The sequence below is a fragment of the Mycobacteriales bacterium genome, assembly GCA_035550055.1.
In the GTDB taxonomy this organism is placed as follows: domain Bacteria; phylum Actinomycetota; class Actinomycetes; order JAFAQI01; family JAFAQI01; genus DASZTV01.
The window spans coordinates 1-13,294 of sequence record DASZRO010000005.1 but is presented as its reverse complement, the minus strand read 5'-3'; the positions used below and the strand labels follow the sequence as shown (position 1 = coordinate 13,294).

Below are 13,294 nucleotides of genomic sequence, written 5' to 3'. Positions count from 1 at the left end.
CTGGCTAGTGCGTCGACTTCCATTTGGCGAGCATGCGCTTCGCCTCCGGGCGGACGCCGAGGTCGAACAGCGGCGGCGCGAGGTTTTTGAAGATCAGCGACGGGCGCAGCCAGCGCGGGATGAAGATCTCCGGCGTCCCTCGCTCGATCGAGCGGATCGTGCGTTTGGCGACGTGCGCCGCCGACACCGGTTTGGGGAAGCTGCGGTCGTAAGGGTGGCCGCGCGCCTCGCCGAACGCGGTGGCGACCGGCCCCGGGTTGATCAGGCAGATCTTCACGCCGTACGGCGCCACCTCAGCGCGCACGGTCTCGCTGAGCCCGATGACGGCGAACTTGCTCGCGCAGTACGCCGCCTCGCCCGGGGCACCGATCCGACCGGCGATCGAGGTCATGTTCACGATCACCCCGCTGCCCCGAGCCTGCATGTCCGGCAGGACCTCCGCCATCGCGTTAGCGACGGCCTGCACGTTGATCGGCCACAGCTTCGCCAGGTCGTCGGCGCCACCGTCGACGAACGGCGAGTAGGCGCCGATACCGGCGTTGTTGACGAGTACGTCGATCGGTCCGAGCTCGGTCCGGACCCGGCGCAACGCGGCAACCAGGTCGGCCGCGTCCGTCACGTCGACGGGCACGACCAGTGACTGAGTGGGGAACGCGGCGGCGAGCTCACCGAGCTCGTCGGCGTTACGGGCGAGCAGTCCGACCCGAGCGCCCTTGGCGGCCGCCTGACGGGCGACTTCGGCGCCGATGCCGCGCGAAGCGCCCGTCACGACGACCACCGCTCCTGCCAGCTTCACGTGCTACCCCGACGCGTTCAGCGCTGGTTCGCGGTGGGGACGTACGCGCGGCAGGGCTCGTTGCGAAGGCTCCCGCACGCCGGGATCCCGGTCGGGGCGGACACCCCGGGGACCACCGGCAGGTAGAGGCTCGACGGGCGGGTCTTGGAGAACGCGATCGACACCTGGCTGGTGCCCTTCGCCGGCCTGGTCTCCTTGAACGCCCAGATCGGCTGCGTGCCGTTCGGCGCGGCGATGGTGATCCGGATCCGGGTGCCGGCCCGGTAGACGTGGCCTTCGTAGTAGAGCGGGATCACGACCTCGACGAACTTGCCCTTCGGCATGGGGGCGGAGTCCGACTGCTTGAAGCTGGGCACCGGCTGAAGCAGCGTGCTGGGCCTGCCGAAGATGGTGTGCTTGCCGGTGGCGAGCTTGCGCTCGCTGGCCCGCATCCAGCCGTTCTGCACGAACACCTCGTGACCGCCCGGGTCGATCTCGCTCACGGTCGCCTGCAGATCGACGTCGGGGGTCGACGACTTCACCCACAGGTGGATGGCGCCTGCGCCGATCACGGTCGTGTCGGTGGTCAGGGGAGCTGTGACGTAGGAGACCGCGGTCCCCTTCGGGTTCTGCTTCCAGCTCCACGACCACTGCGAGGCGTCGCCCCACAGCCCGCCGCCGCCGGTGTTCGGCCCGAAGTCGGTCATGGGCAGCGCGTGCGGGTTCGAGGTGTAAATGTCCACGTGGGACGACGTGGCGGCGTGGTCGGTCAGCGTCCCGCCCGGGCCGAGGAACCACCGCTTCGCGACGGTGCCGGGGATCGGGAACTTGGCGAAGGACTTCTCGAACGCCGGGTACGGGTTGCCCGGGGTGACCTGGCCGAGCGGGTCGGGTCCGGCGCCGTTGTCGAACAACACCCGGATCTCCGGGAGCTTCTGGAACGCCGCAAGCGCGCCGGCGTACGTCGGCTGGAGCTGGATCGGGTCGGCCGGCAAGGTGACCAGATCGCTCGACGGGAAGCCCGCGCCCATCTGGTAGACCAGCGGCGCTGCCGCGTTGATCACCGCCGCGTTGAGCAGCGGCGGCTGGTGGGCGACGTAGATCTCCAGGAAGTCGTACATGCGGTCGAGCTGGTACGGGTCGAGTGAGTCGAAGTGCACCCCGTTGGTGAACGTGAACCACTTGTGCTTGGTCCCGGTGAAGTGCTCAGCGAGGGCCATGCAGTGGCCGCCGGTCTGCTCGTCTTCGAACTGGCAGTCCATGTAGGTCGGCACGTCGATCTTGTGGACGAACGTGTCCGGGTCGAGGGAGTCGGCGAACGCCGGGTGGTAGTGGGTGTTCGCCCGGATGACGTCGAGCAGGTTCTCGGCCTCACCGTGCAGGACCTGGTCGCTCTTGCAGGTCTGGTCTCCCGACTGGATCCGCTTGTACGCCCATCCCTGGCCCTTGGTCGGTCCGGTGGCGGGCTCGGCGTTCTGCTGACGCTCCTCCGCCCAAGCGACCGCGAAGCCGGTGTTGAGGATGCCGCCCGGCTCGAGCGTCGTGGCCGTCGCGTCGATCACCGACATCGGCGCGATCGCCTCGAGGGCAGGCGGGCGGGTCGAGGCGGTGAACAGCTGGCTGATGCCGCCGTAGGAGATGCCCATCATGCCGACCTTGTGGCCCTTGACCCACGGCTGGCGGGCGATGGTCTGGATCACGTCGTAGCCGTCGAGGGATTGCAGCGCCTCGAAGAAGTTGAACGCGCCGCCCGAGCATCCGGTGCCGCGCATGTTCACGTCCACGACCGCGAACCCCATGAGGTTGGCGATGACCGCGATCCCGTTCTCCGGGCCTGACGGGTTGGCGTAGCCGTAGCCGGAGTACTCGATCAGCGTCGGGTACGGCGGGGCGTAGTCGGGCAGCCCGCTCGGCAAGGTGATGTCGGGCAGGCCAAGGCCGGCCGGGCTGGTCGGCGGGTGGACGTCGATCGCGAGCTTCGTGCCGTCACGCGTCGTGAGGTAGCCGTACCCGGAGTCGGGGATCGACTGGTTGTAGACCGACGGGTCCCACGGCGCCGACCGCTTGGTGTGCACGGTCACCGGCTTGCTGGTCTTCCCGCCGGCGACGACGCGGTAGCCGCTGGCCGCCTTGACCTTGTAGAAGATGACGCCGCCGAGGGAGTCCGCGGCCTGCTTCGCCACGACCTTGCCGGCCGAGTCGGTCAGCTCGGCGGTCGCGCCCGGCGCGACGCCGGTCGCGAAGACCTCGTTGACGCTGCCCGTCACCGACAGCGGCCCCGCCCCGGCGTGCGGGCTGGCGGACGCGGCGCCGACGCCGACGATCAGGCTCGCCAGCAACGCGACGGCCGCCGCGAAGCTGCGTCCGGCGGGCAGGGACTTACGGCGGTGTGGCGTCATAGCGGTCATCATTCGTCGCCGCCGGCGGCGTCCCTCCCGACAATCGGGGCGATCACGCTCCCGGGTCGGCTGATCAGCCGCGCCGCGGCCGCAGCGTGACGGTGACGCGCAGCGATGACGGGTTCGCCGCGATGCCGATGCGGCTGGTGCCGGCACCGCTCACGACCCGGCCGCCGGTGACCGTCGCGACGAACCGTCGTGGGTGCATCCGTCGCGGGACGAACACGACGGTCGGTGCGCTCGTTCGGCGAGGGGTGTAGCTGAACGTCAGCACCTTGTCGGTCGGGTCCCACGAGATCGCGGTCGGCGTACCTGCGATCTCCTGCGGATAGGGGTGCGACAACACGTCGAGCTTCGCCGTCTTGACCGTCGACAGGCGCGCGTCGTCGGCGAACAGCCCCTCCTGTGATCCGCCGGTCGGGTCGGTCCAATGCTTGTACTGCCAGTACATCCAGCCGGTCAGGTGCTGGTCGGCGTCCCGCGTCAGGCCGGCAAGGTCGGTCAGGTCGTCGCCGGCGCCGAACTCGGTCATCAGGCCGCCGCTGCTCATGCGCCTGATCTGCGCCGCGGCGTCGTCCATGACCCTCGGTTCGTTGACCTTGCAGTCCAGGTCGCCCGGCACGACGTCGCTCTGGACGAACGCCGGGGTGCAGGCGTAGTCGTGCCAGGACAGCGCGACTACCGGGTCCCCGGTGGGAGTGAAGTTGGACGCCGAGATCGCGTTGAACAGGAACTGCGGCTCGTACCAGACGAGGTTGTGGGGGTCGACCTTGCGAATCGCGGTACGGATGTGGTTGTAGAAGCGTTCGAGGGTCGCGTCGAAGAGGGGGCAGCCGAGCGGGTTGGCGCAGGTCAGCATCTGGAGGCCGCCGTTGGGCTCGTTGAACAGGTCGTAGCCCATGAGGTAGGGCTGGTCGTGCCACTTCCTGGCAACGGCCACCCAGGCCTGGGTGTAGTAGCGCCACAGATCGAAGTCGTCGTTCCAGATGTGGGAGTAGGCGTCCTCGACCGCGGGTTCCTGGTCGTTGACGAAGAACGAGCCGAGGTTGACGAACGGCAGCCCGTCGTCGTGGACCGCCCAGGCCGGGAAGCCCTCGCCGTCGAACTTCTCGTTGAGGGCGTCCTGATGGAAGTCGAGCAGCACCCAGATGTGCTGAGCCGCGAGCAGCTTCACGATCCGGTCGACCCGGTCGAGGTAGTGGTGGTCGATCACGCCGGGTCGGGGCATGACGCCGGCAAACAGGACGCCGAGTCGTACACCGTTGATGCCGTTGGCGGCGAGGAACCTCGCGTCGCGCGCGGTGAACCCGCGGTCGGTGGCGGGGGCGACGTACGGAGCGTGCTTGTAGACCGCGTTGACGCCGTGGATGATCACGACTCGGCCGGACCCGTCGATCAGGAACGGTCCGCGCCGGCGAAGCTGCGGATCCGACGAGGGGACCTGCGTGGCGTCGTGCCAAGTGACGCGAGGGGCGTGGCGCGGCGCCGACGTACCTGCCGACGCGGCGGCGGGCAGCAGGCCAGCGAGCAGGGCGACACACGTGACGGCACACCAGCGGCCGCGTCGGGTGCGCCTCATGTCGTCGCGTCGCTTCGCAGACCGCGGAGCAGCTGAGCAGCCAGCGCCCGCGCCTGCTCGAGCGCGGCGTCCGGGTCGGACGCACTGGCTGCCGACAGTCCGGCCTCGGTGAGGGCGGCGAGCAGGACCCGAGCGGTGAGGTCTTCGTCGGCGACGGCGTAGCGGCCGGTGCTCGCCAGGTCGGCGAGGCCTCCCTTCATCAGGCCGAGAAAGAAGCTCTCGTCGATCTCCTTGAATCGTTGCCAGCCGAGAGCGGCCGGCGCCTCCTCGAGCACGATCCGGCGGAACTGCGGCTGGAAGCACTCGGTGAGAAAGGTGTCGATCCCCGCGACGACCATCTGCTCGGTGTCCGGCGTGGACTCGATGACGGTCATCACCCGGCCGAGCAGGCGCTCCTCCATCGCGATGAACGTCGCTTCGAACAGCTCAGCCTTGTTCGCGAAGTGGTGGTAGACCCCGCCCTTGGCCACGCGCGCCTGCGCCGCCACGGCGTCCATCGTTGTCGCGGCGTACCCCTTGTCCGCGAACAGCTCGACGGCGGCGGCGATGACCGCGGCACGCGTCTGAGCGGCGTACTCCTCGCGCCTCGACTTGCCAGTCACGGGTCGGAAGCCTACGCTGACCGACTATAAGTCGCTGACCGACTAACGGTCGGTCGATCATCATGGAGGTGCCGATGTCCCAGATGCGCGTGCACAGCGTCGCGATCCCGGCGGGTCGGATCGAGGTCCACGAGGTCGGCGACGGGGCGCCGCTGCTGTTCCTGCACGGCGCCCTAGCCGGCTGGCAGGTGTGGCAACCCGTGGCGCAGCCGCTCGCCGCGCGCGGCTTCCGGGTGATCATGCCGACCTTGCCGATGGGTGCGCACCGTACGCCGATGCGGCCCCGCGCCGACCTGACCCCGCCCGGTCTCGCGCGCCTGGTGGCGGACCTGGTCGCTGCCATGGGCCTGCAGGCGCCGACCCTGGTCTCCACCGACACCGGCACCGCGATCGCCCAGCTCGTCCTCACCCGGCATCCGGGCGTCGCAGGCGGCGCGGTCATGACCAGCGGCGACTGCTTCCGCCACTTCTTCCCGCCTCTGTTCCGACACCTGCAAGCGCTGGGCTACGCGCCCGGGCTGCTCGCGCGGGTGGGGAAGGCGACCCGCCACGAGGCCACGCGACGTTCGCCACTCGGCTTCGGCCTGCTCACCCACGCCGGGGTGTCGGACGAGGTGGCGCTCGACTGGACCGAGTCGCTGATCACCGACCGCGAGGTACGCCGTGACGCGGCGGCGGTGCTGCGCGGGATCAACACCCGTCACACGATGGCCGCGGCGAAAGCGCTGCCCGCCGTCGAGGTGCCGGTGATGCTCGTGTGGGGCGAGGACGACCGAGCCTTCCCGGTGAAGCTCGCCCGCCGGCTCGCCGCGCTGATCCCCGACTGCCGGCTGGAGACCGTACCCGGGTCGCAGGCCTTCGTCTCCCTCGACAAGCCGGACGTCCTCACCGAGCTGATCGCCGACTTCGTACCGGTCCCCGCCGGGCGGTAATCCCGGCCCGAAGTCCCTAGCCTCACGGTCATGAAGCATCAGATCGTCGACGCCCGCGGGACGCGTATTCATTGCGTCGAGGCGGGGACCGGGCCGCTCGTCCTGCTCGTCCACGGCTTCCCGGAGTCCTGGTACTCCTGGCGCCACCAGCTGCCGGTGATCGCCGACGCCGGGTTCCGGGCGGTCGCGATCGACGTACGCGGCTACGGCCGGTCGTCGGCGCCGCACGAGGTCGAGGCGTACGGGATGGTGCATCACGTCGGCGACAACGTCGGGGTGGTCGAGGCCCTCGGTGGCGCCGGGTCGCAGGCGATTGTCATCGGCCACGACTGGGGCTCGCCGATCGCCGCGCACTCCGCGCTGCTGCGCCCGGACATCTTCACCGCGGTCGCGATGCTCAGCGTGCCGTACAACGCACCCGGCGGCCCGCGGCCGACCGAAGCCTTCGACCGATTCGGTGAGGCCGCCGGCCAGCTGACCGGACTCGAGGAAGAGTTCTACATCAACTACTTCCAGGAGCCCGGGCGCGCGGAGCGTGAGTTCGAAGCCGACGTCCGTACCTCGCTGCTGAAGTTCTACGTCGGCGCGTCGGCGCAGGCGCGGCGCAGTCCGGACGGCGGGACGATGGGCACCGTCGCGAAGGGAAAGCTGCTGCTCGACCGCATCGGCCTGCCCGACGAGCTGCCGGAGTGGCTGACCGACGAGGACCTCGACTTCTACGCCGCGGAGTTCGAGCGCAACGGCTTTCGCGGGCCGCTTAACCGCTATCGCAACGTCGACCGCGACTGGATCGACCTGCGCGCCTGGACCGGCGTACCGATCCGCCAGCCGTCGCTGTTCATCGGCGGGGAGAAGGACGGCCCGGTGATCTGGGGCCAGAACGCGATCAAGCGGTTCCCGCAGAGCCTGCCGGGCCTGCGCGGCAGCCACATCCTTTCCGACTGCGGCCACTGGGTGCAGCAGGAGAAGGCCGACGAGGTCAACCGGCTCCTGGTGGAGTGGCTCACCTCGCTGTGAGCCGCACCCGCCGAAGCCGCGACGCCACCGCAGCGGCGGCGCCGGCGCCGTTGGAATCGAGCGTGCCGTTTCGAAGCAGCACACAACGTCGCCCCGGAACCGGACAAGCGGCGCATCGTGGGACACGCGGCGGCACAGTGTGTGCTACTTCGTACGGAGCGGCGGCGGCCCCTGCAGGTCGATGACGACCTTGCCGTGCACGTGCCGGCCCGCCTGTAGCTCGACGGCGGAGCGGATCTGCTCGATCGGAAAGGTCGCGGCAATCGGGACGCGCACCTCACCGGCCGCGACGAGGCCGGCCACCTCCTCCAGCGAGCTGGGCGCGGCATTGGCGCCGTTCGCCGGCATCACCCCGTCGACCTGGGCAGCGATCGTGGTGATGCGCTGATCCGGGATGCCGAGCTCGCGTGCGGCGTACACCACCTCGTCGCCGTACAGATCGATCGCCGCGGTGACGCCGCCGGGAGCGAGGGCGCGGACCCGGTCGGCCAGCCCATCGCCGTAGGCGACGGGCTCGGCGCCGAGGCTGCGCAGGAAGTCGGCCGATGTCGGTGCCCCGGTCCCGATCACTCGCGCCCCCGCCCGACGCGCGAGCTGGACGGCGAACACCCCGACACCGCCTGCCGCGCCACCGATCAGCACCGTGTCGCTTGGTCCGGGCTTCACCACCGCCAGCGCCGCGAGGGCGGTAGAGGCCCCGATCGTCAACGTCGCGGCGGTGCGGTCGTCGAGGGCGCCCGGGGTGCGATGTGCCACGCCGCCACCCGCGATGGTCCCCGCCGCGTCGATGACGACGAAGTCGGCAACGGCGCGGGAAACGGCACCGCCGTACACCCGGTCGCCGACTGCGAACCCGGTGACGCCGTCGCCGACCTCGTCCACCACGCCGGCGTAGTCGGTGCCGAAGCCCGCCGGCAGACTCAAGCCGAACCGGGCCGCGGTCTGTGCGTCGGCCGTCATGATCCAGTCCATCGGGTTCAGTCCGGCTGCGTTGACCCGCACCCGGATCTGTCCCGTGTCAGGTCGCGGCACGGGAAGTTCGTGGATGCGCAAGACCTCGGGTCCGCCGAACGACTCGAGTCGCACGGCTCGTCCGGTAGCTCCCGGACTTCCAACGCTGTCGCGCCCGTTGTCCGTCACACCGCCATCATCGCCGAGCCCAACGAAAACGGTCTTTCAAGGGGGTCCGAAAGACCAAGAACGTAGGGCTCGGCGAAACGGAAGGGAGCGGGTGACGGGAATCGAACCCGCATAGCCAGCTTGGAAGGCTGGAACTCTAGCCATTGAGCTACACCCGCGCAGGCGGTGCCGACCTAAGATCGCAGGGCACGCCGCGGGGCGTAGCGTAGTGGCTAGCGCGCCTGCTTTGGGAGCAGGAGATCGGGAGTTCGAGTCTCCCCGCCCCGACTGCGCCACCGTCCTCACGCAAAACCCAAGCTGCACAGGAGAGCCGCGCCGTCATGAAGAGCGCCGTCGAGACCCTCGGGCCTACCCGCGTCAAGCTGACCGTGGAGGTGCCGTTCGACGAGCTCGAGCCGGCATTGACCGCGGCGTACCGCAAGATCGGGCAGCAGGTGCGCATCAAGGGCTTCCGGCCGGGCAAGGTCCCCGCTCGGCTGATCGACCAGCACGTCGGTCGCGGCGCAGTGCTCGAAGAGGCGGTCAACGAGTCGCTGCCGACGTTCTACGGCAACGCGGTGCGCGAGCAGGAGCTCGAGATCCTGGGCCACCCGGAGATCGAGGTCACGAACTTCGCAGACGGTGAGCAGCTCGCGTTCACCGCTGAGGTCGACGTCCGCCCGGAGATCGAGCTGCCCGAGTACGACGGACTGCCGGTCTCGGTGGAGGATGCCGATGTCGACGAGGCCGACGTGGAGCAGCAGCTCGAAGCGCTGCGTGACCGATTCGCCACCCTGGCGGGCGTCGAGCGCGCCGTCGCCTCCGGCGACTTCGTCTCGATCGACCTGACGGCGACCGTCGACGGTGCCCCTGTCGAGGACGCGTCGGCGAGCAACCTCTCCTACGAGGTCGGCAGCGACGCGCTCGTCAGCGGGTTGGACGAGGCGCTGATCGGCCTGTCGGTGGGGGAGTCCAAGGAGTTCGAGACGCAGCTGCGCTCCGGCGACGAAGGCGGGCAGGCGGCGACCGCGACCGTGACGGTGCGGTCGGTGAAGGAGAAGCAGGTCCCCGACCTCGACGACGACTTCGCGCAGACGGCGAGTGAGTTCGACACGATCGAGGAGCTCCGTAGCGACGTGCGCGACCGGTTCGCGCGGATCAAGGCGCTCAACCAGGGCGTGCAGGCGCGCGAGAAGGTCCTGGAGGCCCTCCTCGACAAGATCGAGGTGCCGGTCCCGGAACACGTCCTCCACGACGAGGTCCACTACCGCCGCGACGAGCTGGACAGCCAGCTGAAGGCGGCCGGCATCACCAAGGACGACTACGCCGCCGCCGAGGGCACCACGGCCGAAGCGATCGACGCCGAGCTCGAGGACAACGCCGCCAAGGCCATTCGCTCGCAGTTCATCCTCGACGCGATCGCGAAGAAGGAAGAGCTGAGCGTCGACGAGTCCGACCTCACCGAGGAGATCGTTCGCCGCGCGGCTCGCTCCGGGATGCGTGCCGACGCCTTCGCACAGCAGATCGTCAACGCCGGTGCGCTCGGCTCGCTGATGTCGGACATCCTGCGCGGCAAGGCGCTGGCCGGCGTGATGGAACGGGCGAAGATCACCGACGCGTCAGGCCGCCCGGTCGACCTGGAGAAGCTGAGCGGTCGCGCGGACTCGCCCGCTGCGGCCGACCAATCCGACGAGGCCGACGAGGCCGACCAACCCGCCGAAGCCGACCAGCCGGACGAGGCCGCGGCGGCAGAGCAGGCCGACCAGGTCGCCGACTAGCTCTCGACGCCGGCCGCGAGTGCCGCGGCGAGCTCGACGACGCGGCGCAGGTGGACGAGCTCGACCTGCAAGAACAGCGGCCCGTCCGTGCGGCCGAGGTAGAGGGTGTGGCTGCCCCACGGCATGCCCGCGACCTCGTAGGCCACCCCGTTGTCGCCTTGCGTCGTACCTCGCCGCGGGAGCGGGCCGAGCGGCTCGGGCAGCCCGGCCGGCAGCGGCTGTGGCGCCCCGGGCGTGGCATGCCGCGGCGTCGATCCGGGCGCTGCGCTGCCGAGCGCGGCCCAGTCGGCGCACCACAGGGCGGGGGCGAGCGCGACGACCGTCGCCATCGCGCTGGCCGGTTCGGCAGCCACCCGGGCGAGCAGATCCAGATCTCCGCGCTGTCCGGTGACCTGCACGGTACGGCGCAGGTCGAGCACCTCGGCGCCGGCGTTGGCGAGTTCCTTCATGAGCATTTCGGGATCGTTGCCCGCCAGGTCGACGATCAGATCGTCCACCACCCGGTCGTCCGAGCTTGCGAGGACCTCGATGTCGACGATGTTGCCGCCGAGCCCGGCGATCGCCTTGGCCAAGCCGAGCAGCGATCCGGGTCGGTCGAGCACACTGACCCGCGCGCGCAACAACACTGATCGGTCCTTTCGGTCGACGGCCTCGCCGACACTGTGCCGGGCTCATGTTGCGCTCACGTGAACGGCGTCCTGTCCACGCCCGGCGAAGCTCGCACGCTCACAGCGAACACCGGGCACGCCGCCCTGAAGCTGGCGGTGGTGGAGGTTAGTGTCGTCGCATGAGTCCTTTGACCCCGGACATGCGAGGTGTCGGCTCCGGCCTGAACCTCAACGACTCGGTGTACGAGCGGCTGCTCCGTGAGCGGATCGTGTTCCTCGGCAGCCAGGTCGACGATCCCATCGCCAACACGATTTGCGCGCAGCTGCTGCTGCTGTCGGCGGAGGACCCGGACCGCGACATCTTCCTCTACATCAACTCGCCCGGCGGCTCGGTGAGCGCCGGCATGGCGATCTACGACACGATGCAGTTCGTCACCAACGACGTCGCCACCGTGGCGGTCGGCCTGGCGGCCAGCATGGGCCAGTTCCTGCTGTGCGCCGGGGCGAACGGCAAGCGTTACGCCACCCCGCACGCGCGGATCATGATGCACCAGCCCTCCGGCGGCATCGGCGGCTCGGCGAGCGACATCGCGATCCAGGCCGAGCAGATGCTCTACACCAAGCGGACCATGCAGGAGCGGATCGCCTTCCACACCGGCCAGACGGTGGAGCAGATCGAGCGCGACTCCGACCGCGACCGCTGGTTCACTGCGGACGAGGCGCGGGACTACGGGTTCGTCGACCACGTCGTCGCCCGGGCCAACCAGGTGCCGTCCGAAGGCGCGGTTTCCTGACCATGACGAACTCACGGGAGACCGGCATGTACGACGCGGGACGCGCACCTCAGGGTCGGTACATCCTGCCGACGTTCACCGAGCGCACGAGCTACGGCTTCAAGGAGCTCTCGCCGTACACCAAGCTGTTCGAGGAGCGCATCATCTTCCTCGGCGTGCAGATCGATGACGCCTCCGCCGATGACGTGATGGCGCAGCTGCTCTGCCTCGAGCAGATGGACCCCGACCGCGACATCTCGATCTACATCAACTCCCCGGGCGGCTCGTTCACCGCGCTCACCGCGATCTATGACTGCATGCAGTTCATCCGTCCCGAGATCATGACGGTCTGCCTCGGGCAGGCGGCCTCGGCGGCGGCGGTGCTGCTCGGCGCCGGCACCCCCGGCAAGCGGCTCGCGCTGCCGAACTCCCGGATCCTGCTCCACCAGCCCTACAGCGAGGGCGGCGGCCAGGGCAGCGACATCGAGATCCAGGCGCGGGAGATCCTGCGGATGCGATCGCTGCTCGAGACCATGATCTCCCGCCACACCGGGCGCACGCCGGAGCAGGTCAAGGAAGACATCGAGCGCGACAAGATCCTCACCGCTGAAGAGGCGGTCGAGTACGGGCTGATCGACGAGGTCATCCGCAGCCGCAAGCTCACCGCCGTACCGAACGCCTCCTGACCGGGCGGCGAACCGTCGGGACGCTCGCCACGACACGCCAGCCGGGCAATCCGGAGCGGCATTTGAGGGTGCGATGTCGGTTTGGCGCGATACCGTCGTAGCGAGCCTGACGCTGCGGAACGGCGGATAGGCCGACCCAGGCACGGCGCCTACCAGAGGAGACCGAGTGGCACGCATCGGTGACGGTGGCGACCTGCTCAAGTGCTCCTTCTGCGGGAAGAGCCAGAAGCAGGTCAAGAAGCTCATCGCTGGGCCCGGCGTCTACATCTGCGACGAGTGCATCGACCTCTGCAACGAGATCATCGAAGAGGAGCTCACCGAGTCCTCGGACGTGTCGTTCGACTCGTTGCCCAAGCCGCGCGAGATCTACGAGTTCCTCGACGCCTACGTCATCGGCCAGGACACCGCCAAGAAGACGCTGTCCGTGGCCGTCTACAACCACTACAAGCGGGTCCAGGCCGGCGGCACCGACAAGGAGCCGGTCGAGCTCGCGAAGTCCAACATCATGCTGCTCGGCCCGACCGGCTGCGGGAAGACGCTGCTCGCGCAGACGCTGGCCAAGATGCTCAACGTGCCGTTCGCGATCGCCGACGCCACCGCGCTGACCGAGGCCGGGTACGTCGGCGAGGACGTCGAGAACATCCTGCTCAAGCTGATCCAGGCCGCCGACTTCGACGTCAAGAAGGCCGAGACCGGGATCATCTACATCGACGAGGTGGACAAGATCGCCCGCAAGGGCGAGAACCCGTCGATCACCCGCGACGTCTCCGGTGAGGGCGTCCAGCAGGCGCTGCTGAAGATCCTGGAGGGTACGACGGCGAGCGTCCCGCCGCAGGGCGGCCGGAAGCATCCGCACCAGGACTTCATCCAGATCGACACCACGAACATCCTGTTCATCTGCGGTGGCGCCTTCGACGGCCTCGAGAAGATCGTCGAGGAGCGGGTGGGGAAGCGCGGCATCGGGTTCGGGTCGGAGGCGTCGGTTGCCCGCCTGGAGCGCGGCAAGATGCTCGAGAAGCTCATGCC

Annotated in this window: 12 protein-coding genes and 2 tRNA genes; 7 read left to right on the top strand and 7 right to left on the bottom strand. The window is 69.4% G+C overall.

The window, feature by feature from the left end; genetic code table 11:
• Positions 1 to 4 precede the first annotated feature (4 nt).
• From VG899_00365 to VG899_00350, 4 genes are all read right to left on the bottom strand, one after another.
• Positions 5 to 769: an SDR family NAD(P)-dependent oxidoreductase gene (locus VG899_00365; protein ID HWA64807.1), complete on the bottom strand. Its 765-nt coding sequence runs from the start codon at positions 767 to 769 to the stop codon at positions 5 to 7.
• Positions 770 to 813: 44 nt separating this feature from the next.
• The gene (locus VG899_00360) at positions 814 to 3,174 is read right to left on the bottom strand and encodes a CocE/NonD family hydrolase (protein ID HWA64806.1); all 2,361 of its coding nucleotides are present in this window, start codon (positions 3,172 to 3,174) and stop codon (positions 814 to 816) included.
• Positions 3,175 to 3,247: 73 nt separating this feature from the next.
• Positions 3,248 to 4,753 (bottom strand): cellulase family glycosylhydrolase, encoded by a 1,506-nt coding sequence (locus tag VG899_00355; protein ID HWA64805.1) that lies wholly within the window; start codon positions 4,751 to 4,753, stop codon positions 3,248 to 3,250.
• On the bottom strand, positions 4,750 to 5,355 hold the full coding sequence (locus VG899_00350) for a helix-turn-helix domain-containing protein (protein ID HWA64804.1): 606 nt from the start codon (positions 5,353 to 5,355) through the stop codon (positions 4,750 to 4,752). The genes VG899_00355 and VG899_00350 overlap by 4 nt, the downstream gene beginning before the upstream one ends.
• A 74-nt stretch (positions 5,356 to 5,429) precedes the next feature.
• Here VG899_00350 and VG899_00345 point away from each other — a divergent pair, with 74 nt between their 5' ends.
• On the top strand, positions 5,430 to 6,287 hold the full coding sequence (locus tag VG899_00345; GenBank protein HWA64803.1) for an alpha/beta hydrolase: 858 nt from the start codon (positions 5,430 to 5,432) through the stop codon (positions 6,285 to 6,287).
• A gap of 30 nt (positions 6,288 to 6,317) precedes the next feature.
• Positions 6,318 to 7,304, top strand: coding sequence for an alpha/beta hydrolase (locus VG899_00340; protein ID HWA64802.1), 987 nt, complete (start codon positions 6,318 to 6,320; stop codon positions 7,302 to 7,304).
• A 144-nt stretch (positions 7,305 to 7,448) separates the two neighbouring features.
• Here VG899_00340 and VG899_00335 read toward each other — a convergent pair whose 3' ends face one another.
• Positions 7,449 to 8,444 carry an NADP-dependent oxidoreductase gene (locus VG899_00335; GenBank protein ID HWA64801.1) on the bottom strand — a complete coding sequence of 332 codons (996 nt, stop codon included), beginning with the start codon at positions 8,442 to 8,444 and terminating at the stop codon, positions 7,449 to 7,451.
• An 86-nt stretch (positions 8,445 to 8,530) separates the two neighbouring features.
• Positions 8,531 to 8,602, bottom strand: a tRNA-Gly gene (locus VG899_00330).
• Between the two features lie 36 nt (positions 8,603 to 8,638).
• On the opposite strand from VG899_00330, the gene VG899_00325 reads away from it, so the two are divergent.
• A tRNA-Pro gene (locus tag VG899_00325) sits at positions 8,639 to 8,711 on the top strand.
• Between the two features lie 53 nt (positions 8,712 to 8,764).
• Positions 8,765 to 10,201 carry a trigger factor gene (gene tig, locus VG899_00320; GenBank protein ID HWA64800.1) on the top strand — a complete coding sequence of 479 codons (1,437 nt, stop codon included), beginning with the start codon at positions 8,765 to 8,767 and terminating at the stop codon, positions 10,199 to 10,201.
• On the opposite strand, the gene VG899_00315 is transcribed toward tig, so the two are convergent.
• Positions 10,198 to 10,827, bottom strand: coding sequence for a hypothetical protein (locus VG899_00315; GenBank protein ID HWA64799.1), 630 nt, complete (start codon positions 10,825 to 10,827; stop codon positions 10,198 to 10,200). The genes tig and VG899_00315 overlap by 4 nt on opposite strands.
• Positions 10,828 to 10,988: 161 nt before the next feature.
• Between VG899_00315 and VG899_00310 the strand changes: the two genes are divergently transcribed.
• From VG899_00310 to clpX, 3 genes are all read left to right on the top strand, one after another.
• Complete coding sequence (locus VG899_00310) at positions 10,989 to 11,603, top strand: ATP-dependent Clp protease proteolytic subunit (GenBank protein ID HWA64798.1); 615 nt, start codon at positions 10,989 to 10,991, stop codon at positions 11,601 to 11,603.
• 2 nt (positions 11,604 to 11,605) lie between these two features.
• Entirely contained in the window at positions 11,606 to 12,268 is a 663-nt protein-coding gene (locus VG899_00305; protein ID HWA64797.1) for an ATP-dependent Clp protease proteolytic subunit, read from the top strand.
• A 166-nt stretch (positions 12,269 to 12,434) separates the two neighbouring features.
• A partial coding sequence (clpX, locus tag VG899_00300) for an ATP-dependent Clp protease ATP-binding subunit ClpX (GenBank protein HWA64796.1) occupies positions 12,435 to 13,294 on the top strand: 860 nt, incomplete at its 3' end.